General features: G+C 67.7%; 17 protein-coding genes and 4 pseudogenes. 6 read left to right on the top strand and 15 right to left on the bottom strand.

What is annotated here, in order from left to right; translation table 11 throughout:
• Positions 1 to 520 precede the first annotated feature (520 nt).
• Positions 521 to 1162, top strand: a complete 642-nt coding sequence (locus tag ACFVU3_RS29120; RefSeq protein ID WP_390070796.1) for a hypothetical protein — start codon at positions 521 to 523, stop codon at positions 1160 to 1162.
• A gap of 82 nt (positions 1163 to 1244) precedes the next feature.
• Positions 1245 to 1580 carry a 4a-hydroxytetrahydrobiopterin dehydratase gene (locus ACFVU3_RS29115; RefSeq protein ID WP_390070794.1) on the top strand — a complete coding sequence of 112 codons (336 nt, stop codon included), beginning with the start codon at positions 1245 to 1247 and terminating at the stop codon, positions 1578 to 1580.
• A gap of 379 nt (positions 1581 to 1959) precedes the next feature.
• Here ACFVU3_RS29115 and ACFVU3_RS29110 read toward each other — a convergent pair whose 3' ends face one another.
• From ACFVU3_RS29110 to ACFVU3_RS29090, 5 genes and pseudogenes are all read right to left on the bottom strand, one after another.
• Positions 1960 to 2262 (bottom strand): hypothetical protein, encoded by a 303-nt coding sequence (locus ACFVU3_RS29110; RefSeq protein WP_390070792.1) that lies wholly within the window; start codon positions 2260 to 2262, stop codon positions 1960 to 1962.
• Positions 2263 to 2653: 391 nt separating this feature from the next.
• Positions 2654 to 3486: pseudogene (istB, locus tag ACFVU3_RS29105) on the bottom strand (IS21-like element helper ATPase IstB).
• Positions 3483 to 3761 carry a hypothetical protein gene (locus ACFVU3_RS29100; protein ID WP_390070790.1) on the bottom strand — a complete coding sequence of 93 codons (279 nt, stop codon included), beginning with the start codon at positions 3759 to 3761 and terminating at the stop codon, positions 3483 to 3485. Before ACFVU3_RS29100 ends, istB begins: the two are co-directional and overlap by 4 nt.
• Positions 3762 to 4731: 970 nt before the next feature.
• Positions 4732 to 5253, bottom strand: a complete 522-nt coding sequence (locus tag ACFVU3_RS29095; RefSeq protein WP_390070789.1) for a hypothetical protein — start codon at positions 5251 to 5253, stop codon at positions 4732 to 4734.
• A gap of 559 nt (positions 5254 to 5812) precedes the next feature.
• A complete protein-coding gene (locus tag ACFVU3_RS29090) occupies positions 5813 to 6343 on the bottom strand; it encodes a hypothetical protein (RefSeq protein ID WP_390070787.1) in 531 nt (176 codons plus the stop codon).
• A gap of 353 nt (positions 6344 to 6696) precedes the next feature.
• Between ACFVU3_RS29090 and ACFVU3_RS29085 the strand changes: the two genes are divergently transcribed.
• Entirely contained in the window at positions 6697 to 7572 is an 876-nt protein-coding gene (locus ACFVU3_RS29085; protein ID WP_390070785.1) for a GNAT family N-acetyltransferase, read from the top strand.
• Positions 7573 to 7751: 179 nt separating this feature from the next.
• Here ACFVU3_RS29085 and ACFVU3_RS29080 read toward each other — a convergent pair.
• From ACFVU3_RS29080 to ACFVU3_RS29050, 7 genes and pseudogenes are all read right to left on the bottom strand, one after another.
• Positions 7752 to 8036, bottom strand: a pseudogene (locus tag ACFVU3_RS29080) (MarR family winged helix-turn-helix transcriptional regulator); the annotation flags it as partial.
• Between the two features lie 139 nt (positions 8037 to 8175).
• Positions 8176 to 8595, bottom strand: coding sequence for an SRPBCC family protein (locus tag ACFVU3_RS29075; RefSeq protein WP_390070783.1), 420 nt, complete (start codon positions 8593 to 8595; stop codon positions 8176 to 8178).
• Positions 8596 to 8644: 49 nt separating this feature from the next.
• On the bottom strand, positions 8645 to 9655 hold the full coding sequence (locus tag ACFVU3_RS29070) for an aldo/keto reductase (protein WP_390070781.1): 1011 nt from the start codon (positions 9653 to 9655) through the stop codon (positions 8645 to 8647).
• 274 nt (positions 9656 to 9929) lie between these two features.
• Positions 9930 to 10106, bottom strand: a pseudogene (locus ACFVU3_RS29065) (IS5/IS1182 family transposase); the annotation flags it as partial.
• Positions 10107 to 10673: 567 nt separating this feature from the next.
• Complete coding sequence (locus ACFVU3_RS29060; protein ID WP_390070779.1) at positions 10674 to 12077, bottom strand: VanZ family protein; 1404 nt, start codon at positions 12075 to 12077, stop codon at positions 10674 to 10676.
• A gap of 235 nt (positions 12078 to 12312) precedes the next feature.
• Positions 12313 to 12834 carry a hypothetical protein gene (locus ACFVU3_RS29055; RefSeq protein ID WP_390070778.1) on the bottom strand — a complete coding sequence of 174 codons (522 nt, stop codon included), beginning with the start codon at positions 12832 to 12834 and terminating at the stop codon, positions 12313 to 12315.
• 484 nt (positions 12835 to 13318) lie between these two features.
• Positions 13319 to 15178 (bottom strand): FG-GAP repeat domain-containing protein, encoded by a 1860-nt coding sequence (locus ACFVU3_RS29050; protein ID WP_390070776.1) that lies wholly within the window; start codon positions 15176 to 15178, stop codon positions 13319 to 13321.
• Positions 15179 to 16568: 1390 nt separating this feature from the next.
• Between ACFVU3_RS29050 and ACFVU3_RS29045 the strand changes: the two genes are divergently transcribed.
• From ACFVU3_RS29045 to ACFVU3_RS29035, 3 genes are all read left to right on the top strand, one after another.
• Complete coding sequence (locus tag ACFVU3_RS29045; protein ID WP_390070774.1) at positions 16569 to 17513, top strand: S1 family peptidase; 945 nt, start codon at positions 16569 to 16571, stop codon at positions 17511 to 17513.
• A 102-nt stretch (positions 17514 to 17615) separates the two neighbouring features.
• Entirely contained in the window at positions 17616 to 18509 is an 894-nt protein-coding gene (locus ACFVU3_RS29040) for a hypothetical protein (RefSeq protein WP_390070772.1), read from the top strand.
• An 879-nt stretch (positions 18510 to 19388) separates the two neighbouring features.
• Positions 19389 to 19652, top strand: a complete 264-nt coding sequence (locus ACFVU3_RS29035) for a hypothetical protein (protein ID WP_390070770.1) — start codon at positions 19389 to 19391, stop codon at positions 19650 to 19652.
• A 1223-nt stretch (positions 19653 to 20875) separates the two neighbouring features.
• Here ACFVU3_RS29035 and ACFVU3_RS29030 read toward each other — a convergent pair.
• The 3 genes and pseudogenes from ACFVU3_RS29030 to ACFVU3_RS29020 form a co-directional block, all read right to left on the bottom strand.
• Positions 20876 to 21373: a hypothetical protein gene (locus ACFVU3_RS29030; protein WP_390070769.1), complete on the bottom strand. Its 498-nt coding sequence runs from the start codon at positions 21371 to 21373 to the stop codon at positions 20876 to 20878.
• Positions 21374 to 21877: 504 nt separating this feature from the next.
• Positions 21878 to 21992: pseudogene (locus ACFVU3_RS29025) on the bottom strand (IS5/IS1182 family transposase); the annotation flags it as partial.
• Between the two features lie 277 nt (positions 21993 to 22269).
• Positions 22270 to 23268 carry an endonuclease/exonuclease/phosphatase family protein gene (locus ACFVU3_RS29020; RefSeq protein ID WP_390070767.1) on the bottom strand — a complete coding sequence of 333 codons (999 nt, stop codon included), beginning with the start codon at positions 23266 to 23268 and terminating at the stop codon, positions 22270 to 22272.
• Positions 23269 to 24496 lie beyond the last annotated feature (1228 nt).

Raw genomic sequence — 24496 nt, 5'->3', positions numbered from 1 at the left:
GGGAACGGCGTGACGACATCCACGAAGCCTTCCTGGGCCTCGCGGCCTGCCTGATCACCCACCGTCATGTCCAACGCCTTTGTTAGGACCTCTTACAGCAATGGCCCTATCCGCGAAGCGCCGAGGAGAGGATGCCGCCGAGGCAGTTCTCCCCGACCGGCCGCAGATGCCGCTCGGCCACCAGACACGGGGGCGGAGGGCAGAGTCTTGAGAGCCGCGTGATCACGGCCGCCCGTTCCCGATGATCTGCTGGCGCGTCCTGTGGGCGTGAGCCCGTGGCGGCGGCACCCAGGTGATGAAGGCGGCGTCCTTCTCCTCGACAGAGGAGAGGGATCTGCCGGACCAGGATGTGGTCTCAAACGATCAGAACACTGTTCTGCAGGCTCGCCAGGCTTCTGTCGAGGCAGGTCGACCGTGCCGCGAGCCGTCAGGCCAGTGTGGAGTTCCAGCCCGCAGACAAGCTCTGGCCTGCGCCTCGTTCCCTGCTCTAGGCTGCGTAATCTGCATCGCCGGGGGGATCATGAACTTCATACGTGAACGAAGAAGGGCGTTCCTCCTGCTCCTGTCGGTGGCGTTCCTCCTCGGCTTCGCAGCCGTGTCGGGGCGAGCATCGGCCGGCCAGGGTGGGCTGGTGTGGCTGAGCTGGCCTCGCGAACATGTCTCCCTGCTCGCCGGCGCGACTCTGATCGTCCTGGCCGCAGCGGCTTTGTGGGGCCTGACCAAGTCCCCGCTGCGCACGGCACTGGTGATCTTGTTGCTGTTCCTGGGTCTTCCCATGGCGTGGCTGGCCATGATTTCCGCCAGCTACTCCAGCGGGGAGCGGGAGCTGAAGGCGCAGGACGCTCCGGGCCGCGATGACCGCAGGATGATCTTGGTGCATTACGACAGCTTCGACCCCGCAAGCTGCCTCTACGTTCACCAGGACAGCCCGCTCGGGGAACGCGCCTGGCAGGTCGCCTGCTTCATGGGCGAGGAGGGCGATGCGATTCGCGATGCGGTGTGGACTTCACCCGAGCGAGTCCGGATGACCGTCGCCACAGGGGCCACAACAGGCGAGAGCCATGAGGTGGCCATCCTTCCCAGCGGTCAGCCCGAGAAGGTCCTGCTCTACGGCAGCCAGATCTGCCCGGGAGACATGCGCGGAGATTGCCAGGACCCCTGAGCCTGTCCGCGCGTGCAGGACGCCGGCCCCAGCGGCACGCGGGCTGGAGCGCGGCCCGGGCGCCCGTTGTGAAGGAGACCTGATGTCGGATGAGGGGACGCCACTGTCGGCGGCTGAGATCGATGCGGCGCTCGCCAGTCTGCCCGGGTGGCGCCGCGACGGTCACGAGATCACCCGCAGCCATGGCATCCGCTATCACGGCGGCGTCGCCATGATCGTGCACGTCGCCGGCGTTGAACGGCTCATCAGCCACCACGCCGACATTGACCTCAGGTGGGGCCGGATCCGCTTCGGCATCACCACCCACGACGCCGGCCACCGGCTGACCGCAGCCGACTTCGACCTCGCGCGCCAGATCGACGAGATCGCCGCGGCCCACCGCGCCGAGCCTCTCGACGACTGCCCCCGGAAACGATGAAGCCGCCGTCCCCTTCCGAGGGAAGGGGGGTGTTGTCTACCGGCTGTCTGCGACGGTCTCCAGTGGCCCCACCGGAACGGTTTCGTCTGGCCCCACTTTTGAGCCGTGTGGGTGACAGGTCAGGGCAGTGCCGGAGAGGAACGGCTTGGAGTGGCCCCACCCCTCGATCGGGTGACGTTTCGCAGGCGCCCTGGGGCGGAGGCGGTCAGGTGCGGACGGCGACCCGCGGCGGCCGGTAGCGTGGGTTCACGGAGCCCGCCCGGCTGCTTCCCCTGACAGGATTGCGGACGGGCGGGCGCCTTGTTGGGTCGCTGTCGACGTACTAGCTCACGTGCGAACGACGTCCAGGTTCATCGGCAGAGGTTGTGGGAAACGCGTCTCAGCTGTTGCGCGTGAAGGTGTCGATTTCACAGCTGTCGGGGTCGCCGACGTATCCGTAGAGGTGTGGATTCTCGCGACTGCCGCTGACGTAAAGACCGTCTCCGTAGTACCCACCGTTGACATCGCTGTCCCAGAAGCCGCTGATCTTGTGGAAGGTGAAGGAGACAGGCCAGCCGGAGTCGTTGACGGCGGCCAGCTTCCATGTTCCGCTTCCGGTTCTGCCCTTCGTGTCACCAGTGGCTCCGTCAAGATCTGTGGGCCACCCGACGGTGCTAAACGTCCCGTCGTTGTCGAGAGTCAAGCGTCCGACAGAGCTTTGATAGGTGCCGGCCAGATCCTTCGTGCTGAGTCCCTCTGGCCTCTGGCCCGCCCCCGGGCATGGGGAAGACCGGCCGACGCAGCCGGTCGCACTCACCGATGCCGCCAGGATCAGCGTGCATGCCAGACCGAACAGTCTTCGGTTCATATCCCGCCCCCACCCAAGAAACGCAACTCGTTGCAGTCTCCCAGTGAGCCGCTCGGGCCCCGCGCGGGGTCTCGCTTGCCGGCGCTTCAATACGCGGTGAGAGCGAGAGCTTCAGCTGTCGCTCTCACCACGAGACCGCTCTCGTCAGGCGGGGGCATTGTCGCCGTCGTCCCCGACGACCTGGCTTCTTTGGGTCGGCAGGCCCGGCGATGGTCCGTTCTCGTGATCAGGCCGCGGCCGCTTTGCGCTTGGCGGTGGTACTGGCGAGGCGGAAGGACTGGGTGCCGGTCTCGATGATGTGGGCCTCGAACGTGAGGCGGTCGACGATGGCCTGGCAGAGCCGCTTGTCGGTGAAGGTCTGGTCCCACTCGGTGAACGGCCTGTTCGACGCGATCGCGATCGCGTGCCGTTCCTCGCGTTCGGTGAAGATCTGGAACAGCAGCTCGGCGCCGTGCCGATCGAGCTGACGTAGCCGAGCTCGTCCAGACAGAGCAGGTCGACACGGCCGTACTTCTTGATCGTGCCGCCCACCTGCTTGTCGCTGGCGGCCTCGGCCAGCTCGTTCACGAGGTTCGCCGCGGTGGTGTAGCGGACGCGGCCGCCGACCTCCGCGATCGCGGTGCCGAGCCCGATCAGGAGGTGGGACTTTCCGGTGCCGGAGTCGCCGATCAGGCAGAGCGGGTTGCCGGCCTGGACCCAGGCGGGCTGGGCGAGGGTGTTGATGACCTCGGGCGGGACGTTGGGATTCTTCGAGAAGTCGAAGTCCTCGATCCGCTTGTTCCGGGGGAAACCCGCCTCCTTGACCCGGCGGAACTTGCGCCGCTCGTCCCGGTCCTCACACTCGCTCTCCAGAAGCTCGGCCAGGAAGTCCGCGTAGGACGCGTGCTCGCGCAGGGCCTGGGCGGCGAACTCCTCCCAGCGGCCACGGATCGTGGACAGGCCCAGGTTCCGGCAGGCCGCGTCGATCGTGGCCGACGGGTCGGCCCCGCGCTGAGCGGGCAGGCCGAAGGAGCCCCACCGCCCCGTGGTCGCCGGGGCGGAGGAGGTGCTCTGCGTCATGCTGAGCCTTTCGGTTGGATAGAGAGCAACTGGCCGCAGGCGGCCAGCGAGGGTTCCGGCCGGGTGTCCGGCGGCAGTTCAGGACGACGTGCGGGCAGGGAGATCACCCGCGCGGAGACGATGTCCTGGTCTTCGGGCCCGTCCTCAGCGGCAGCGACGGTCGCCGGCGGGCTGATCACGACGGGCGGGGGTCCGCCGGCTGCGGCGAGAGCCTTGCGGGCCTCGATCGCGACGAGGTCCGGGGAGACCGACCCCTCCTGGAGGACCGCGTTCATCCCCGCGATCACAGCCTCGCCGGGCAGCCGGCGGTGCAGAAGGAGGACGTCGATCAGGGCCCGGGTGCCTTCCGCGCATGCAGGGTGCGCTCGATGTGAGCGGAAGGTCGTCCTCGCAGTAGTCGGCCACGCGATCGAACGGGCTGCGGGCCGCAGCGGCGAGCTCCGTGACGGTCCGGCCGAGCAGGTCGGGACCGGCAGAGGCTTCGTCGAGGCCGACCAGGCGGATGGGGGCGGGGCGGTAGCTGCGGCACACCGCATCAGCGAGCTTGCGGGATCCAGGTACGGCGTGACGTCCTCGTCCGTGGAAGCAGGGTCGAGGCCAGCGGCGAGCAGGGCCGTGGCCCGATGACCGAGTCCACCTGGCGTGCGGTGAGGGCGATCAGGCGGAGTCGGGAGGTGGCGGAGAATTCGGGGTCCCAGGCCAGGAGGTGGGCGATCCGGGTCCGCAGACAGGCATCGGCATCATCGAACATGACAAGGAGGCCGGGGAGCCCGGCGAGAACCGCGTCGTACGACTGCGGCGCCGACCAAAGGGAGTTGGGCGGACCCACCCGCTGATTCAGCGTCCAGACCCGACGGGTATCCGGGCGGCAGTTGCCCGGATGCCCCAGATGAATCGGCGCCGCTGCGCCAGGCCGATCCGATGACATGCCACGGTATCCTCGGCGCGCAGTACGTGGACGACCTCGAACCGTTTCCGCAGAACGCCGGCGACGTCTTCACCGTCTTCCCGACCAGGGCTCCGGCTGCGTCGCCTACGACCTCCGCACCGGGTGGCCGGACGCCACTTCATCGAGACCCGCCACCCCCAGCGCCGCCACAGCCCCCTTTGCCAGGTCCCTTCGCTCTCGAATGCGCCGGCAGCACGCGCGTGGCTGGTCCATAGGCGTTGCGAGGCCGGGGGAGCGGGGCGCCACGAGGAGTGTTCGCCGAACCGGCGAGTGCTCCGTTCCGTCGGCCGGCGGCGTCAGCGCAGCGTCTTGCTCCAGCTGCCGTTGACCTCCACCGCGTCTTCGTAGCCGTAAGAGCCGCAGAGGTCGCCTCCGGCACGCTCGAGGGCCTGGATGGGCCGACCCCGCCCGTCCTTCTTGCGGTAGATCACCACGAAGGAGCCGATCATCGGGAAGTTGAGCAGGAACTCCTTGAGGATCGCCCGGCAGGAGTGGCAGGGGCCCTTGTCCGTGGTGAGCTGGATACTGCCCCCGGTGACCTGCGCCAGGATCTGGGCCAGGTACTGGTCATCGGCACAGCCGAGCCGCTCCAGGACCATGTTGGCCAGAAGGTTGATGGTCTGCCTCTCCGGATCGTTGCTGTGCATGAACTTGCGCGCGTGCGGGCCCTTGGGCTCGGGCTGCCCGTGGTAGTAGGTGCTCCCCACCATGCTGGTGCCCGACGTGCGCTGGAGGGTTCCTTCGAGGTCGGGACCTACGGTGAAGGAGAGCCGGAACTTCAAGGTCGCCTGGTTGAGGTATGCGGCTGCCGTGGTCACGCGTACTCCGTCCGCTGATGGGGCTGGGGCCGAGAACACCGTGACACGCGCCAATGAACACGGAATAAACAGGCAGTTGTGGGAACCAAACTGCCCCTGCGCGACCTCGGCCTGTACTGCCCCGGCCCCCTTCATCCTGCCGACCGTCACCCGCCAGTGAGCGCCCTCACGACCGCCCGGCGCGCTACCACAGGCCCTTTCTCCCAGCCCGTCCGGTGAGCGATCCGTCCCCGGGCCGCCTCGGCGGCACGCGCCGGGTAGTCCGGCGGGCGCGGGGGAGCGGGGCGCCGCGAGGACCCATCCCAGCAGCCGCCGAACACCGCGGCGAACGCCGTGAGCACCTCCGGGTCAGGGACACATGCGAGGAGCGACGCCACGAACTCCTCGGCGGACGCCGGGTCGTGCCCGGCCAGGTCAAGGTGCGGTGCGAGCGACGCCCACCGCATCAGTCCGCCGCCTGCGCCAGGTACGCCCAGTCCGCGACTGTCGGTGTGCTCCAGAAAGTGCTCAGGCGGGTACGGGTTGAACCTGCCCGGTCGGCGGCACAGCTCAGTCTCGGTCAGGCAGCGTCGAAGCCGGTGTTCGCGAGGTTCTGCAGGTAGGGGTTCCGTCGTGTCGCGGGTTGTCTCGAGAAGATCAGAGCGAGAGCGTCCCCCAGGGCATGCTCCACCAGGCTGTCGAACTCGCGCGCCGAGCAGTGCCCTTCTGCGGGGCGGTAATGCCAGCCCTTCCGGGTGGCGTATCGCGTGCGCAATCCGACGAGTCCCATGTCCCGTGTGAAGTGCCATTCGTCCTGTCGATCGGACAGTTCGAGCACTGCGAGCCTCTCATCGCGGAGCGTGACCCTTGCGGCTTGAAGCATCAGGACGAAGTCCAGAACGCAGACGGATGCAGCGGCGTCGGAGAAGTCTCCGCTGCCGATCCTGAGGCTGACGTCGACCTTGAAGTGGTCCCAAAGGAAGGCGGACTGAGTGAGCTCCTCAACCGCAGTGGGCTCGCGGAAGACATCGAGTGGAGCCCATTCAGGACCCCATGACGTGTCTCCGGCGCTGGGAACGAAACCGAGTGAAGGCGTTGTGGGTGTGCTCACGGCTCCAGGATGCCGGACACGGTGGTGGCTCTTCGAGGGGTGACCAGGCGGGGTCACGCCTCGTAGGCGTGGTGGAGGACGGCGACGAACAGGGTGACGACCAGGAGGGCGACCACGCCTGTCAGTAGTACCTTCGCGGGATCGCTCACCGGCCGGGCCCTTCTGGCCGTCGGGAGGCGGGGCCCTTGCTCACGAAGCCACGTGCAAAGTAGTCCCGGGGCATGCGAGTGTGCAGTTCCGGCGGGACTGAGCAGGAAGAACGGGACACAAACCGCCCATGTGATCGACTGACCCACGGGCCGCAACCCCGATACCCGTTGCTTGATCAAGAACCAGTTCGACAGCATGGCGCCATGCAACGACATAAGCACGCCGGACCCGCAGCACTGCGCGCCATGCAGAGCCTGGCCACCCGAACTTTTCCGGCAACCGGCTACCACCACATCGGCGACCTCACCTGGAACTGGTGCCTGGCCCTCGACCGCGCCGACCAGGTCCCGACAGCCGTCTGGACCCAGGGCGACCAGACGCTGGCCTGGGGCTGGTTAGAACTGCCCGACACCTTGATGCTCCAGGTCGACCCGGAGCACCCGAAACTGGCTCACGAGGTTCTCACCTGGGCCGAACACAAGGCACCAGGCCCGCTGAGCATCGACGTCACCGAGACCGAACCGCACCTGATCAAGGCGCTGGAGCAGCGCGGATACACACGGACCGACGGCGGCCCGTTCATGGCGTGCCTTGGCCGCCCCCTCGCCGACCTGCCGGACATCCCGCACCTGCCGGACGGCTACTCGATCCACCCCCAGCGCGACCATGCCGATGTGGCAGGCCGGGCGGCAGCACACCGCGCCGCCTTCGGATCGACCCGAATCACCACCGAACGACACGCCCGCATGAGAGACACCTGGCCCTACCGGCCCGAGCACGACCTCATCGTGACCTCGCCCACTGGGGAAGTCGTCGCCTACTGCCAAGGCTGGTACGACCCGACCAACGGAATCGGTGAGTTCGAACCCGTCGGCACCCACCCCGAACACCGCCGCCTGGGCCTCGCCCGAGCCGCCTGCATCGCGGTGCTGCACGCCTTCGCCGACGCCGGCGGCCACCGTGCCATCGTCTACTCGCGCGGCGACGCCGCATACCCCATCCCCAAACGGCTGTACGAGTCCATGGGCTTCACCGCGTACACCCGCACCCACACCTATGTCGGCACACCGACCGACTGAGGACGCTGACCGGATCCCATTAATTGGAACGACCGGGACTCGATCACTTCGTCGATCAGATAGCGGGGGAACCGCTCACTCCCAGCAGGGAACGGACAGGTGGGGCCAAAACAATCCGTTCCTCACCCGGGGCCAAGAGAACCCGTTACCCCGGGGCCAAAAGAGGCCGTCCTGGACAGGCAGAGGTACCGCGCCAGCAGACCGCGGTCCTCCAGGCGGCTGACCAGGCGCGTGGTGGCGCTCTGGCTGAGTACGACCGCGTCGGCGACCTGTCGCATCTGCAGGTGCCCGCCTTCGCCGTCGTGCTGCCGGCTGAGCACGTCGAGCAGTGAGTACTCCCGCACGCTCAGGCCGTGCCGGGACTCCAGAGCGCGCTCGATGTGCGCCTCGATCCTGCCGTGCAGCAGGGACAGGGCGGCCCATCCGCTGGCGAGGGCGGTGAGCGCGGGATCGGTTGCGGTCATGGGACTCGTGTCTCCTTACAGACGGGGACGGGGACGGGGACGGGGACGGGGACGGGGACGGGGACGGGGACGGGCTCGGGAACGGACCGCGGCCCGGGCACGCGGGTGCGTGTCCGGGCCGAGCGGGTGGGCCGGCGGCTCAGGCGGCGAGGGTCTGGTGGAGAGCGTCGAGGCCGTCGGCGTAGATGCCGGTGAAGAGGTCGACGACGTCGTCGTCGGTGGCGCCGACCGGGTTGAAGCGGCCGGACCACTGGACCTCGGCGACGTCGTCGCGGCCGGGGACCGTGTGGACGCGGAGGGTGGAGACGTAGCCGTCGACGGGGAACGGTGCTTCGAGGATGGCGTAGCTGTAGTGGCGCTCCGCCTCGTTGAAGCCGACCAGGCGCTCGATGATGACGTCGCCGTCGGGGTTGGTGAGGCGGCGGACGCGGCCGCCTTCGAGAGCGGTGCTCTCGGGGATGTACGGGAGCCAGTCCGGGAGGGCGTCGAAGCCGCCGATGAGGTTCCAGACCTGCTGGGGTGAGGCGGGGACGACGCGGGAGACGGACGTGGAAGCCATGGTGGTGCTCCTGGTGCTGTGGGGAAAACGGGTGGTGGGGTTGTGGGGGTCAGGCGTTGTTCGGGAGCGGGGCGGCCGGGCTGACCAGGCCGGCGGCGCGCAGGTCGGTCCAGAACGCGGCGGGGATGGTCTCGTTCAGTGCCGCGGTGTCCTCGGCGATGCGGCTGGGCCGGGTGGCGCCGGGGATGACGGCGGCCGACGCCGGGTGGGCGAGGGAGAACTGCAGGGCGGCGGCCTTGATGCTGACGCCGTGCTCGGCGGCCAGCGCCTTCAGCTTGCCGACGCGCTCGATGATCTCGGCCGGGGCCTGCTGGTACTCGAAGTGGGCGCCGCCGGCGAGGATGCCGGAGCTGTAGGGGCCGCCGACGACCATGTCGACGTTCTGCTCCTGGGCCATGGGGAGCAGGCGGGTGAGGGCGTGCTCGTGGTCGAGGAGGGTGTAGCGGCCGGCGAGGAGGAATCCGTCGGGCTGCGGCTCGTCGAGGGCGAGGGTCAGCTCGATGGGCTCGGTCTTGTTGACGCCGAGGCCCCACGCCTTGATGACGCCCTCGTCGCGCAGCCGGGACAGCACGCGGAAGGCGCCGGTGCGGGCCTCCTCGAACTTGCCGAGCCAGGCGTCGCCGTGGAAGTCCTGGGCGATGTCGTGGACCCAGACGATGTCGAGCCGGTCGGTGCCCAGGCGCTTGAGGCTGCCCTCGATGGAGCGCTCGGTGGCCTCGGCGGTCCACTCGTGGAGGATCTTGTTCGGGTTGCCGTGCTCGAACAGTCCGCCCTTCTCGCCGAAGTCCGGGACGTCGGTCTCGTGCTCGTCGAGGATGACCCGGCCGACCTTGGTGGACAGGACGTACTCGTCGCGCGGCTTGCCGGCGAGGACCTCGCCGAGCCGCTCCTCGGCGAGGCCGGCGCCGTAGAAGGGGGCGGTGTCGTAGAAGCGGATGCCGTGCTCCCAGGCGGCCTCGACGGTGGCGCGGGCCTCGTCGTCGGGGATGGCGCGGAACATGTTGCCGAGCGGGGCGGTGCCGAAGCCGAGGCGACCGGGAAGGACGTTCTTGAGCGACATGAAGGTGCCTTTGCGAGAGGTGGGGGGAGGGCCGAGAGGCCCGCACGAGCGCTTACATCTAGATGCAAGCGCGCTTTACATGTGAAGACATTACTTGCACGCGCTGACTAATGCAAGAGCTGGATATCTGCGTGCGCTCCGTTCGCGAGTTGTCTCCCTCTGTGCCCGCCCCTGTACTCACCCCGCTCCGCGGCGGCGCCGGGGTCAGGCTGTGCGACGGAGGGTGGCAGTGGCGTACCGCCAGAGCCGGCCGCCACTGAGCCTTTTTCCGTATTCAGCCTGAGCTGGTCAGGTGCGGGGTGAGGGCAGCCTGGACAAGGCTTGCGAGGAGAGTGGTCGAGCAGCGGAGCTGCCGGAGAAGCCGCCAGGACTTGAGGGTGGCGACGTCCTGCTCGACCAAGGCCGGATCTGCGCGTGAGACCGGCTGCCGGCCCGTAGATCGCGTTTCCCAGCTGAAGGTCGCTCTGCCGCACGTCGGCCGTGTCGGCGCCGCCGGACACGACGTCCGGCGCCGAGTTCGCCGTCCTTCCGGCTGATCTACTGGGTGCCAAGGTAGAGCTCGTGCACATCGGCGAAGCGGAGAGCCCCCGGCCCTTGGTCTCCCAGCTCCCGCCGCCGGCGCAGCGAGCCCTCGCCCCGCTCACCAACGCGTCCGCTGTTCTTCGCACAGAGGTCGGCTCCACGAACGGCCCAGGAGAGCGCGTCGCCGGCTCAACCGGAAATATTCCTCGGCCCTGTCCTGTCGTCGCGGCCCGGGGCGCGGCCTGAGACAACCCGAGAAGGCCCGATGCCGTCCAAGAGGGACCCACAAGCGACAAGAAGGCCGCCGTCGTACCCGGGGCCCTCCCGACCTCCAGGCCCCATGGTGAAGGGCTGTGTCCTCGGGCAGGACACCACCCTTCCTCCGCGATTGCACGGTCGCAGGCGGCGTAGCTGATGTCGCTGACGTACGACAGGTTGGACACCGAGGAGCTTCCGGCGCTCTTGGCTCACTGGGCCGAGGCTATGAGCTGAAAGATCACTTCAGGGGTTGGTCGGCGCCGTCGTAGACCTGGCCGTCGAGGGCGTCGACCCGCCAGACGTCCGTCATGCCGTTCGTCGAACCGTCGGGCGCCGCCGGCGTCTGGGAGCCTTGCGTGATGTTCACCAGCCACGTAGGGCGCCAGACGTCAGCTCGCTGGACCGCCTTGAGAGTCACCGCCTTGACCACGAGGTCGCTCGGGGAGGGGCGCCCCCGCCCGGCGAACTGACGGTCCAGCCCTTCTCGGACCAGCGCCTCCGCCTTGCTGGTGTCCACCTGCGGCTTTGCGAGATCCAGCTGTTCCGGCCCGAGGGTGACGTCCAGCTGGGAGACAGTGCCCTTGCGGCTCACCTGGACGTCCAGCATCCGGGGCATGAGGACATCGTCGTCCTGCCACCGCCAGCTGGTCATCCACCCCAGCACCGCCTTCTCGCCGATCGGGTAGGTCTTGTGGATGGTGGCGTTCGCGGCCCATGGATAGCGCTCACGCATGTACGCCTGCGCAACCTCGTAAGCCGCCTTGTCGGTGGCCGGCGGTCTGGCACCCGCGACGGGGTAGCCCATCACGCCGGGCTGGTCGCTGTCCTGGAGCAGGACGTTGAAGCGCTCCTTGTCCGGCCAGGAAAGTGAGCCGTTCGCGAACTGCTCCGGGTGGGCCTTGTCCTTGCTCTGCAACGTGAAGACGACATAGCGGCAGGCACCTTCAGCGCAAGGCTGGTCGTAGACGGGCCCCAGGTCGTAGCGATCGCCGAACGCCTCCTTGACCACCTGTTCCACGGCCTGCCTTTGCTCGTTGCCCGCCGGGGACAGGCCCGTGCCGTCGATGTGGGTGAAGGCCATCGATGGGTAGACGACGCCCGCTCCCAGGAGCACGAGGCCGAGCGAGACGAAGAGGGACGCCTTGGCCGCGCCCTTCCACCTGACCATGTCGTGCTTCAGCAGGACGAGGACGGCGGCGGTGAGACCGGTCATGCCGCCGAGGATGTTCATCTGCGCATCGGCGCTGTCGCACACCCGCCCCATGCCGTCCACCTCTGCCTGGACGACTTCGATGGCCAGGGGGAAGGCCACCACTCCCACCAGAACCGGCAGCGGTCGCCTGGTCGCCATGAGCGCGAAGAAGCCCAGAGGAACGGTCATGGCCAGGTTCCACAACCCCTGCGTGGTGCGGAAGGGCTCGGTCAGATCATGGTTGATGACGCACTGGCCGCTGGCCGCGCCGCTGCCCATGAAGGTCACGCTGAGGACTCCGGTGACCACGGCGGCAAGCCCGGCGAACCACATGCCGTAGGGGGTGCCGAGGCGCCGGGTGAGCAGCCAGGCCACGGATCCCAGTAAGAGAGCGACCAGCGTACTGGCGGCGAGGTAGGCGTAGTCGTCTTGGAAGATGGCGGTAAACACGGTCGGTTCCTTGCTGAAGTCAGATCAACCAGACGGGGCGAGGCCCCGTCTGAAGAAGGACGGAGCCTTGCGGTTGCCGGTTCAGCAGTGGGTCGTGGCGCGCTGTGGGAGCGGGGGAGCGGGGGAGCGGGGGAGCGGGGGCAGCGGGGGAGCGGGGAGCGAGGGTGGGGTGTGTCGGGGACGCTGCGGGTCTTGCATGCGGCCGGGGCTTGGAGAGTGCGGTGGTGCGGGTTGGTCAGGTGCCGAGGAGTTCGATGATCTCGCTGACGCGGCGGCCCGGGAAGGGGGTCCACCGGGGCGTCGGCGCCAGCCGGGCGACCACCGCGTCCAGCCACTCCAGATCGCCGAGGCGGTGCAGTGCTTTCGTCTCGGATGTCTTCACGAACAGATCGCACACCAGGGCCATGTGCATGCTCGTGTAGGTGCGCTCGTGGTGGGTGTAGTTCACCGACCAGGGCTCGTACGGGCGAATGATGCCTGACACGGAGCAGCCGCTGCGGCCGCCGTCCATGTAGCCGCCGCCGAGCTCGGTGAAGACCCCGCCGGCGCGTGTGGCCATCCACGGCCGCATGGTCGCCCTCAGCTCCAGGTGGATGAGCCTGTTCCACTTGATGACGCCCGGGGGCTGGGCGACTCCCTGCACATGGTGCTCGATGCCTTCCGTGGTCAGCACCAGGCACGAGCCCTCCCTGCGCTCCGGGTCCCCGATGACCCATCGGTCACCGACCCGTTCCAGCGGCCCCAGGTGTTGCGTCATGATCTCCCCGCCGGTCGTGTGTCCGCCTGAACCCGCGACCCATCATCCGGCATGCCTCGTCCGTGCTCCTGACCGGGTCAACACCCGCCGCCGAAGCCGCAGGCCAGGACTGCGCACCTGCTGCGCTCCCTCCCGGGGCATGTCCGTTCGCGCCGTGCATCGCTGTCAGGGTGCCCCGGCAACGGCCGGCCTGTCAGGGCACCCGTGGCACAGGCTGAGTGCGCCGGAGTCAAGGCACCAGGCTCGGTCACCGGGCTCCGCGAGTCCAGGGACGTGACCGGCGCCCCGCCGTCGGCGCGTTCGCCGGCTTCGTCTCGGTGCTCGACACCGGTGAGCTGTGGGCGGTGCGAAGGCAAGGTCCCGGCACCTGATCAACAGGTTCCGGGACCTCGTCGTGTCCGCCGCCCGGATCCGGCTCTGTGCGTGCGCATCAGGTGCTCAGCCGAGTTCGGCGGATCCATTGGTCTCCGGGGGAGCCTGTGGGTCAGCCGATCGCGGTGATCGAGTCCCAGCCGCTGTGGCTGACGACGGTCCCGGGCTTCGCCGGATCCGGGTACCAGTACAGGGCGCCGTACTGGTCGGTGGCCCACAGATCGGCGGCGCCGTCTACGTTCGCGTCTCCGCCGGCGATCAGCGGCCGGGTGCTCGTCTTGAAGCCGAAACCTCCCGTGTCCGATCGGCTGGCGAACGGGTTGCCGGTCGAGGGGTTGGTCTTGCCGCTGTATACGTAGACGACGCCGATGCGGCCCGTCTCATCGGTGCTGGAATTGCGGACGAAGAGGTCCGGGACACCGTCCTTGCCGAGCTCGGGGGCCTTGGTCGTGGCCGCGTCACCTGCGGCGGTGATGGTCATAGGGGTCCAACCGTTGAGTTCGATCGGCTCGGTCGGGATCTCGACGGCGGCGACACCGTTCTGGGGCGGCTTGCTCTTGTAGAGCCACAGCTTGTCGTCGGCGGTCACCACGGCGTCGGGCCACCCGTCGCCGTTCAGGTCACCGACACTGGCGACCTGCACCTTGCCGCCGTAGGGAATGTCGGCCAGTTTCTGTCCGCCCATCAGGTGACCGTCGGCCTTGGACGGGTACACACGCAGAACCGAGCCGGTCGTCCCGTTGGGGAACGCGGCGATCAGGTCCTCGCGGCCGTCCCCGGTCCAGTCGCCGCGGTGGCTGACCGAAGCCCCCTGCCAGCCGCCGCTGCCGATTTCGGTGCGTGCCGTGAAGCCGCCCGGGATCTCGTCCTCTCCGGCGGCCGCGCCGACGCCCGTGTAGGCGTACAGCTTGCCGTCGTCCGCGACGGCGACGAGATCCGGCTTGCCGTCGCCGTTGCGGATGTCGCCGGGCACCTGCTCGAGCGCCGGGACCTTCGCTGAGCCGAGGTATCCGATGACCGGGGCGTGATCGGACATCCCGTTCGGCGGAAGGGGAAGGTGTCTCTCTTCGGGAGCGTCGTTCGGGGTCGTGTCCATACGGGACTCGTCGATGTCGCATCCCGCGAACGTGTTGCCCTGGGCGGCCTTGGTGACCAGGATCTGGTCGCGCTCGGACCACAGGTGCTTCTTGTTGGCGATGTCGTACCCGTGGTGGGTGACACCGGAGATGCACTTGTCCCTGCCGGTCATGAGCTCTTGCATCTCGGGAACAGTGGTGGCGCGGTTCATGTCGCCGCCGAGCACCGTGGTGGTCGTTCCGTGCCTCTGCGCGTAGCCCTCGATGAACGTCTTGACCCTGCCGATCTGCCGGTAGACGTCATCACCCGGCGCGGTGGCCTTCCTCGGAAGCAGATGGGTGTTGCAGACGGCGGTGGAGCTTGCCACCACCGTGACGCACTGCACCGGAAGACGGGTCGGGTTCAGGGGATCCGCGGGCTCGTCGAGAGTCTGGACCCACTCCGGGTTGACTGTCTCGCCCTTGACGATGGTGAGGGTGCCGAGCCTGCCGTTGAGGACACCACGGCACCGGCTTCCCTCGCCGGGAGTCGCGGAGGTGTCACCGAGGTTCGTGGCCGGGGCGAAGTGGTAGCTCCAGGCCGGAGTCGGAAGCAGCTTCTTCAACGCGTACTCGTGCGTGCCGAAGTACTTCTTGCCGTCGGCACTGAGCGAAGGACCCTGATTCCCGCCGCAGACCTCCTGCAGCATGATCGCGTCCGCTGCCTGGTCGGCCGTGCTTGGTACACCGTCGTCGCCCGTGACCAGCTTGGCGATGTCCTTGACCTTCCTGGCGTTCTCCTCCACCGTGCCGCGGTTCGCGCAGAAGCCCTCTTCACCTCTCGGAGCTCCCGCTTCACCGCAGATGTTCCAGGAGATGACCTTCAGGGACGGGACCGCCGCCTCCGAGGAAGGCACGGCTACGCCGAGGATGCCTATCCCCCCGGCCAACGCCCCGGCCAAGATCCGGGTGAACTTCATTCACTGTCCTAGGTGTCGTGAAGGCCGTGCGTCTACGTCGTGTGCGCGTAGCCTGCCGGCCTTCTCTTGATCACTTGCCTGGCTTCATGACCCACGACGTCATCGAAAGGTTGTACGAGGTGGGTGTGTTGGAGAGAAGAGGCGCAGCACGGCAGGGCGAGGCCACGCAATGCATCTGGCCGAGGGGTGCCGGCGGGAGCTTCCCCGGCGGTCCGGTGAGCCGGGGCGCGGGCTCCGCGTCCGGATGAGGAGGACCGGTTGAGGAAGCTGTCCGTCGTCCCCGCAGCGCTGTTCGGACCGCCTTCGGTGCGGAGGCCCGCGACGTGCCCAGGCCCTTCGCGCCGGGTCAGGGGTGCCGGCGCATTCCCCGGGGCCGCGTGAGCCCCTGCGTCAGCGGGCTGAGCGGTCATGCACGGCCGCAACCTTGGTCTGATGCCTCAGGCCGGGATCGCCCGGGAGGGCGGCGGGAGAAGATGGCCCAAACGCCGTCAGGAGCCACCGGGCTGACGAGACTTCCGTGAGGAACCCGCTCGCAGTGCACGGTGTGGCCCAGGGCGTCTGTCTGTGACTGGAGCCGGTCGTGATCGCCTGACGCGCAGCGGACCGTGTTGCCTGGAGGGCCTGGCCTCAGTCATCAGCCGCTGGCGCTCCGGTTTCGTGTCCAGATGGGTCGGGCGTAGTACGCGCCGATCTGGCGTGCGTGGGTGGGGCCCGGCGTCCGGACGCGCTCTGGGGCAGCCTCGCCGGGCCGCTCTCTGCCGCCGTGGGCTCTCTCCTTCGCGCGAGCTGAGCCAGGACCAGGACTCGTGGTTCAAGCCCGCCGCAGTCTGTTCTCCCGTATCCGCATGCTTGCTGTGCGTGATGGAGCGCGCATCCGGACCTGACGGACTACCAGTGGAGCGGTCCTGAGCAGCGGGTGTCGTACGTGCGGTGTCGGCGTCGGTCTGAGTGGCGCATCGATGAGCCGCTGACCAGGGCACGTGGAGTCTGTGACGCGTCGGCGTCTCACTCTCTGAACTTCTCGTCCGGTCGGTTCGACCTCCGGCAACTCCCTTTCTTCTTCGGCTATTTGATCGATCGATGCCTTGTGGACACCTATGATTTCGCACGCCCTAATCGTGCAAGCGTTCCATTAGTATTCACTGAGTATGGGGGGTCCGAAATGCGTCACCGTAGGCAGAAACTCCTTTACATCCTTTCCTTCGTGCTTTTGGCGACCGTGCCTGCAACCGCCCCTGCGTCTGCTGAAGAAGCTCCAGGGCCACTCACCAGCCCGGCGCGGGCAGAGGCGCTGGCAGATTCGCTCGGCGATGACCGGTCTGCCGGCGTGTACTACGAGAACGGCCGACTTGTCGTCGCTGTCACCGACGAGGCGGCCGCGCGAGCCGTTCGGAGTGAGGGCGGCGTCGCGAAGGTAGTGGCCCGCAGTGCGGCTGAGCTCAAGACGGTTCACGGCAATCTTGACCAGTTGGGCAACGTTCCCAACACCACATGGGGTGTCGAAGCCAGCACCAACCAGGTGAATGTCGAGATCTTCGACGGAGCACCCGCCGACGCCCGTGCCCGGATCGAGAAGATCGCGGCGGCTCATCCGGGTGCTGTGCGCATCGACCGGGTCAACAGCGAGCTGGTGTTCAAGGACAAACTCCTCGGCCGCTTCGGCATCGTTTCCAACGGGTGGCTGTGCTCGACCGGATTCAACGCAAGGAACTCCGCCGGGGCGGAATACGTGCTCACCGCCGGCCACTGCGTGCCGGGCACCGGCAACGTCTGGTCCGTGAACTGGAACGGGGAGAGGATCGGCGTTCAGAACGCGTACGCCTACGGCAGCGGAACCAGCGGAGCGTGCGACGGCTCAAGCCGTGGCTGCGACTGGGCCTCGATCCGAGTGGACAGTGGAGCCCTCCAGCCGGTCGGAGGTGTGCAGTACTTCGACGGCACCATCAGGGACATCACCGGCTCCCGGTACGCGATGGAGAACGAGGACTCCGACCGCCTCGGGACCAGCAGTGAGGACACGACGGGCCACATCACCAAGACGCATGTGACCGTCAACATGGCCGGCAAGACCCTGTACGGGATGTACGAAACGAACCACTGCGCTCTGGGGGGCGACAGCGGTGGGCCGCTGTTCCACGGAACGATAGCCCTGGGCCTGCTGTCCGGGGGTACTGATGAGACGACCTGCAACTCCTCCGCCACCGGCACGTACCGCAACTACTTCACGAAGGTGCAGACGGTACTGAACGAGCGCGGTCTCCACGTGTACTGACACATCGCCTCGGCATTCGTGGTCGCTGGTGGAACCGTTCCACCAGCGACCGCGTCAGACGGACGGGCTCCCTGAAGCTCTGCCACCCTCGCAGGAGGTCACATGCGCATCGGGAACTCGAACTCCGCCGTACTGCTGATCGCGGCCGTCATCGTCGGAGTAGCGACCTCTGGTTGCGGCAGCCGGCCCGGCAAGGGCACCGGCGCTGACATGGATGCAGTGACCCAGCGTGCCCGCCAGGTAGCCGAGGCGTGGGATGGGTCGCCCGCGGCCGATAAGTGGCGCGCCGGCTACCACCCCATGAGCGATGTGATCCAGCCGCCTCGCGGCGGCCTGCAGAGCAATGCCGATGAACAGGCATACCGAGACCACAGCTTCGTTCTGCGAGGCAAGCTGCCCGCCGCTTGGCCGAGAACGGGGAAGATCGCCTGGGACGGTGGCGGCGACCTCACGCTGCCGTTGACGGGCCCGCAGGATTCGTACACGTCCCTGTCCTACAACCATCAAGGAAGCAAGCCACATCTCACTGTGACCAACGCCAAGCTGGGCACCATGACGCTGGTCACCAGTCGCGGACCCGCCACCGTGCCTGCCTGGCTCTACTCCCTCGACGGCTATGCCTCTCCTCTCAAGCAGGCGGCTGTCAAGCCGTCCAAGCTTCCCGCGTCGCCGATCGGACCAGCCGATGACACCCCCGTTCGGAAACTGAGCGGGTTGAGTGAGATCGCCGCGGACGGGCGATCAGTGACCGTGGTTGCTCTTCACGGGGTATGCGAGGAAGGCCCGGAAATAGATGTGCTGGAGACGGCGTCCAGCGTGGTCCTGTCCCTCGTCGAACAGCCTGAGAGCGGACGTAACTGCACCAAGCAGGCGAGAATCCAGCAAGTCAGGGTGGAGGTCGATCGCCCGGTGAGCGACCGCATTCTCCTTGATGCCAAGACAGGCCGGCCCCTGCCTTACACCCCAGAGAACGGCGCCTCCCCAAGCTGGAGTTGAGGGAGCAGCGAGTCTCCCCCATCCTCCGCTGGGTGGTGAATGGCAGGTCCGAGGGGGCCGGTGAAGCGGCAGGGATGCGCGTCGGTGGCGTGGTGATTCCACTCAGCGCACCGGCCGCGGCCAGAGACCAGATCGACCAGGTCCTATGCCGTACGGCAATCAAACCTTTGGCAGCGGCGTCGAATGCGGGACGGCAGCGAGCGCTCGGCGGAGACGCCGTTGATCGCCGAGCGGTACACCGACCCAAGCTCGACGCCCTGAGTGGCGCCAGGCAGGGCGGACCATCAGATCCCACAGGGCGAAGATGCCCCACCTCATTCACGCTGCCGGAGGGCTGAGAACCTTGGTGGCAGCGGCTGTGGCGTCAGCCCGAGGAGGAGCGGCGGTGCATGGGATCCTCCACAGGCGCGGGCTTCTTACGTTGGTCGGGCGCGGTGAACCCTAAGTCCCCGATGGGCAGGCTGCTGGTCCGGTGCAGCGCGATCCGGTACCTCCCTGGTGCCAGACGTCTCGCCGGAGCGCCACACCGCCCCGGCCGGCCTGCCGTTGTCCGCGCAGGCCGCCGGGACCCAGGGCCCGCGCCCGCCGTATCGCGGACCTTCTCGACCGTGCCACGGCCACGCGCGCGGCCGTCGAGGTCGGGGCGACCCTGAGGTGCCTGTATCCGACCTGCGTACGAGAGGCGGCACCGGCAGCGAATCGGACCGACGGAGCCAGAGTGTTTGGGCAGAGCACCGGTGCTCCCTTCACTGCCTCCCGCCGCTGGTGCCACGAGCTCATGGCCGCCTTCGGCTCGAAGACAGCGCCGGTACACCTCTACACTGCGATGGCTCCGGTGCTTTCTGTGCCGCCTTCGACAGCCGTGGAGGGCTCGCCACGATGAACCTTGCAGACGTCAAGAACCAGTTCCAGGACATCGTGGAGCGGCACCGTGACGGCATGCCGCTGGATGCCACGGCCCGCGCAGCTACTTTGGTCGAACTGGCTCGTACCTACCAGCTCGCGATGCAGAAAATCGACCGATTCACCGCCGAACAGCGCGGACGGCGGCCTGGATTTCTGCCGACGAATACACGGAACGGGCTGGTCGGCAAACTCGGCAGACTCTATTCATCCGCCAAGGCTGAACTGGGCCTCGACTGAGGTGTGTTGCACAAGGTTGCGTGTGGGCAGGTCAGAGCCTCTATCGGGCCCTGTCCGGTCATGCGGCAATTCCAAGATCGAGTATGTAGGCGACGGCCTTGACCTCAGCTGGAGGCCGATTCCGCGCTGGCGGCAGTCGCGGAGCATCTTGTATTGCTTCGTACGGGCGAAGGTGTGCCCGACGCGGGGCCTTGACCTTTCGGCGTTCGGCGTTGACCTCTTCCTCGCCGGGCAGGATGGCTCGGCCGGGGGGTTTGCGGTGCGGGACGACGCGCCCGGTGTTGATGTGGGCGCCGCCACCCAGCACCGTCACCCCTCACAGTGCCTGGCCAGGCAGGGGTTCCGCCGTGCCTTCGCGTCCCGCGGTGGTGCCAGGCACGGGATGTGCCGCGGCAATCGCGAGTTCGGCGTCGATGATGGCCTGTATGTTTGCGGAGAACCGCTAGTTGTGGGAGGCACTGCGGATCTGGAGGGGGATGCGTGGACGAGTTGGATGGCCTGCAACTGGAGCCAGTCTGGTTGGTGGCAGCAAATGTCGTGGCATGGCGCCGGTGCGGAGTTGGCGGCCAGGAACTGCGCCCCGGGACAAAGTGCTTCAAGGGTGGGGCGAAGGTGTACGTCGCCGGCGCGTACTGGGGGCCGGGAGGCGAGCGGATCACGACGGCGGGACGCGAGCGGCACACCGGGCGGTGGGTGGTCATCGACATGGCGACGCGTCATCTCCATAGCTTCCGGCCGAAGCTCGTTCACACGCCGCGAGTCCTGCGGCGACTCCAGGAGGCCCGGCGCGCAGGTGGGTTCAGCTCGGCGGATTACGCAGCGGATATTGCCGCGACCCTGGAACAGTACGCATGCCGGGATCGAGCCAGGACGGCGCCTTACGCTCCTCACCCGGACCGATGCCTATGTCACACCTGCCTCACCGGTGAGTTCGGGTGAGACGTGCTTCCTTGCTCCGGCTGCGTCCGTCTCTGTAGCCGGCGTCGTGTTCCAGATGAGGATGCTCGCAGAGGTAGTGCTGCCTGGCAGGTCACAGCCAGGCAGTCCCTCCGCACCGCGCGGCAGCGCCATGGCTGTAGCCGGATGCTCCCCAGCGCGGCGCGAGAAGGGTGAGCAGCCCTGGGCGTCCCCCTGGCCCGCAGTTCCTTTTGTGCGACCGTCTCCCATGGTGCGGCGCGAGGGGAGAAGGCCGGAGTCGCGGGCCAGGTGGACGTCGGGGTCCGTCAGGCGAGGTGGATCGTGAAGCGCCTCACGACCTTCGGGTCCGTGGCGATCGTCTCGGAGTGGACCGAGCCGCGCGCCTTCTCGTACTTCCCGGTGCCGCCGGTGATTGCGGAGTCGAAGGGACCCTGGGCGATGTAGTCGAAGTACACCCCCTGCGTGGTGAGCTGGCCGTCCGGGAGGACGTAGGTCACGAGGCACTGCTCCGCTTCGTCGGCGCCGCCCCGCGTGGTGGTGCAGGTGCCGTGGGTCTCGCCGACCTTGTTGTGCGTCTCATCGAACAGGTCCGAGCGGACGACGACCTGATCGCCCTGCGAGACAGCGCCGGGGGTGACGGGGAAGCGGGTCAGCTGCTGCACCTCGGCCAGAAATGTAAGGGTCCGGTCTTTACCCCTGGCCTGGGCGGAGCCGGCGTCCGTCGCACCGGCCGCGACGGGGGTGAAGGCGAGGAGGGAGACCAGCGTGGCCGTGCCGAGGCTGGCCGCTCTGATGGGGCGCATTGTGCGACTCCTGAGTTTGATGTTCGGGGATGACCGGATGGCGAATTTTCATCCGATTCCGTTCGATTCCCTTCATAACCTCGACTCGGCCGCCGCGCGGAGCACCCCGGCGCGAACCACCGGCACATCCAGCCGGTCGGACCATAGTCAGTGGTGACGTCCAGGGAGCGCGGGATGCCGACGAGCTCGCGGCGTGAGGCCGAGTCCAGACGGGAAGGCGGCTCGTCGAGGACGGGATATTCGGCTCCATGGAGAGGTCCGTGACGAGGGAAGGCCACCCGACCGGGAACCCTTGTTCGACCGCCGAGTGAACCGCCCGGTACGGCAACGGCTCCTTAGGCTGTGAATGACCACAGGTCATGAGGCCCTGGAGATCTCACGGACGAGCAAGGGGCGACACTGGGCACCTGTCTGCGTCGCCGGGGATCCGCTGCACCATCCGGACGATGGTGATCTGGCGCGCAGCCGCCGGCAGCTCGGCTGCCTTGGTGGCCGCCCGTCCCGCTTCGATGACCAGCAGAGCCCGGCACGCCAGTGGCAGACAGCATGGCCGACCATCGCCAGGACCGTTCCCGTCCCGTTCACGCACGACATTCAGTGGCCGTTCGAACTGCCGCATCCGCAGACCCGTGAACGTCTCCACCCACAACGCCTAAGCCCTCAACGCCCCACCCGTGCAGGGGAAATGCCCGCGCCGAAGCCCTCTGTAAGACGCTTGAGACACGATGAAGCCCGCCGCCAGACGGCGGCGGGCAACAGGGATGTGGAGTCAGGCGTCGACGTCCTCCTTGCGGGTCGTCGGGGGTCGCCCGGTCCCGGACTTGGCGGGCATTCTGGGCCAGTGTCCGGGCCAGGGTGTCCGGTGGCGCCTGGGTCCCCAAAGGGTGCGGAGCTTGTCAGCTGGCCCAGGTCGCTTCACCACGCAGGAGACGATGGTCGGACATGCCCGTCGTGCATGTCGCGGCATCGCCGGAAGGGTCCTTGAACGCCGGGCTCACGAAGATGTAGTCGAGCTTGATCGGCACGAAGTCGGGGTTCTGCGTGCTGCACGTGTCCGCGGTGTTTTCGCCCGTCCGGCACACCGGCTGACCCGCGCAGGAGGTGGTGAAGTACGCGGTGTCGGTCTCGTCGACCTCCTGGAAGACGCCGGTTCCTTGATTGTGGCGGTACAGGTAGGACAGGTTGTACGAGTGTCGTACCGGCTCGGGCCAAGCGGTGTTGGGCTTAGGCGGGTTGAAATCCCCTCCGAGGACCACGGCTTCGCCGTCAGCAACGTAGCCGTTCACCATGAGTGCGACCTGGCGGGCCTGATCCGTCACATTCGGCGTTTCGTAGCCGATGTGAGTGTTGCAGATCCGCAGGGGCTTGCCGGACACCGTGGCCTGGCCGCAGAGCAGGACGCGGTCCTCGCTTCCGGCCCTGTTCACGAGGGGGAAGACGGTGCGCTCAGAGTTGTTGATGGTCTGGTTGGAATCTCCCTTGACCAGGGTCACCAGGCCAAACCGCGTGTCGCCGATCGCGGTGCCGGCACTGTCCTTCTTCCACTTCTTGCAGTTGCCGACGTCGCTGAGGGTTGCGGTCCATATGGAGTCGTACTGGGCGCCGGTGGTGCGGTCCTGGAGCGCCGAACGGAGGGTGGTCCACTGGTCGTAGCACACCTCCTGCAGCATGACGACGTCGGCGTTCCAGTTGTCGATCGCCTTGACCAGTGTGTCCCGCCAGGCTGCGGGGTCGTTCTGGTAGATGGGGCATACGCCACCGCACACGTTGTAGGTGATGAACCGGGACTTGACCGGGTCTGCGGCCGCATCGGCCTGAGCGGGAGCGGTGGCGAAGGATATTCCCAGAGTGCAGAGCACCGCCAGGAAGACCCAAAAGATTCTGCGCACGTTCACGTGCCTTTCACTTGGGAACGGCGCGCATCGTTGCGTCAGATGATCTTGGATTCAACCACTCGATCGAACATATGTCATGTCGAGTGTTTGTTCTATGCTCTTACGTGACGGTAAGTCAGGAATATTCCCCTGACATATGCCTCAGCGGCGGGGTGTTGGCTGCCCAGCCGGGTGGAGTCGGCGAAATCACGTTCCTCGATGCAGACGGCACAACACATTGGCCTGCCTGGTGAGACCAGGCAGGCCGTCCTGGACAAAGCCCCGGCTGAGATCCCGGCCGCGCGGCAGGCGTACACCTAAGCGCTGGTGTTGATGTCCAGCGGCTGCATTCCTGTCGCCCAGATGCCCGGCCGGCTCGCGGCCGTCCCCGCCGACACCCGTACCCTCGGCCTTGCCGAGGCCGAGGACCGCTTCCGGTTCGCGACCCGCACCGAGCAGGCCGAACGGGCGCTGCTGATGACGTGGCTGCTGACGGGGCAGACCGTTGCGCGTGAAAACCGGGCGAGAGTCCCACGGTCGCCCCGGCCAGACACATAGCCCACCGGATCGACCCGAAGCTGCTGACCGCCGCCCGCCATGTACGGCTGCGCCACCGGTCCATCGCGCAGCCGGCCGCCAGCTAGGGCGGCCGCCGCGGGTATCGGCACCGGTGGATCGTCCGCGGGCACCGGCGTAACCACTACTACCCCTCGCGCCAGCACCACTGGCTGATCTGGACCGAGCGGCACCGTCAAGGCCCTGATGGTGCGCCGAACCCCGACCCCGGCAAGCCCGTGAAGAACCCCAGTCGCTGAGCACGTGTCCTGGGATCCCCGATGACGTGCCCGCGGACGGCACGGATGGCGAGTCCGTCGCACGCCTCTGGCCTCCCGTGGGGAGCCGGGAGGAAGAGGGGCGGCCCCGTCCTCGCGGGCGACGCGCGCCAAGTCCGGTGCGGTGTCGCATCGGGAGGATGTGGGTGGCCGGATTGCTCACACTGCCACTGGCTGGTGCGGCGCGCTAGAGACATGCGCGCACCAGCCCATGGCATATGTACCTAGGTGCAGCGGCGCCCCACCCGCCGCTGGTCCGCATGCGCCCCGCATCTTCTCCACCTTCGCCTGCGCGTCGATGGCGACCCCGCTCCTCGTTCTTGCGGGCGACTCGCAGTGCGGTGGTTCGAACCCGAAGTCGGACCGGAAATGCATCAGACCCTCACCGAACAGACCCGGCTGGTCTGGGCTGCATT

This window comes from Streptomyces sp. NPDC058052, assembly GCF_042885515.1.
In the GTDB taxonomy this organism is placed as follows: Bacteria; Actinomycetota; Actinomycetes; order Streptomycetales; family Streptomycetaceae; genus Streptomyces.
The sequence above is the reverse complement of the archived record's forward strand: the minus strand, read 5'-3'. Positions and strand labels throughout refer to the sequence as shown.

Bases quoted from the DNA above. Each gene is read 5' to 3' on its own strand.
- ACFVU3_RS29120 (WP_390070796.1), top strand. From the start codon at position 521: ATGAACTTCATACGTGAACGAAGAAGGGCGTTCCTCCTGCTCCTGTCG.
- ACFVU3_RS29115 (WP_390070794.1), top strand. From the start codon at position 1,245: ATGTCGGATGAGGGGACGCCACTGTCGGCGGCTGAGATCGATGCGGCG.
- ACFVU3_RS29100 (WP_390070790.1), bottom strand. From the start codon at position 3,761: ATGAACGCGGTCCTCCAGGAGGGGTCGGTCTCCCCGGACCTCGTCGCG.
- ACFVU3_RS29085 (WP_390070785.1), top strand. From the start codon at position 6,697: ATGCAACGACATAAGCACGCCGGACCCGCAGCACTGCGCGCCATGCAG.
- ACFVU3_RS29075 (WP_390070783.1), bottom strand. From the start codon at position 8,595: ATGGCTTCCACGTCCGTCTCCCGCGTCGTCCCCGCCTCACCCCAGCAG.
- ACFVU3_RS29070 (WP_390070781.1), bottom strand. From the start codon at position 9,655: ATGTCGCTCAAGAACGTCCTTCCCGGTCGCCTCGGCTTCGGCACCGCC.
- ACFVU3_RS29055 (WP_390070778.1), bottom strand. From the start codon at position 12,834: ATGACGCAACACCTGGGGCCGCTGGAACGGGTCGGTGACCGATGGGTC.
- ACFVU3_RS29040 (WP_390070772.1), top strand. From the start codon at position 17,616: ATGCGCATCGGGAACTCGAACTCCGCCGTACTGCTGATCGCGGCCGTC.
- ACFVU3_RS29035 (WP_390070770.1), top strand. From the start codon at position 19,389: ATGAACCTTGCAGACGTCAAGAACCAGTTCCAGGACATCGTGGAGCGG.
- ACFVU3_RS29030 (WP_390070769.1), bottom strand. From the start codon at position 21,373: ATGCGCCCCATCAGAGCGGCCAGCCTCGGCACGGCCACGCTGGTCTCC.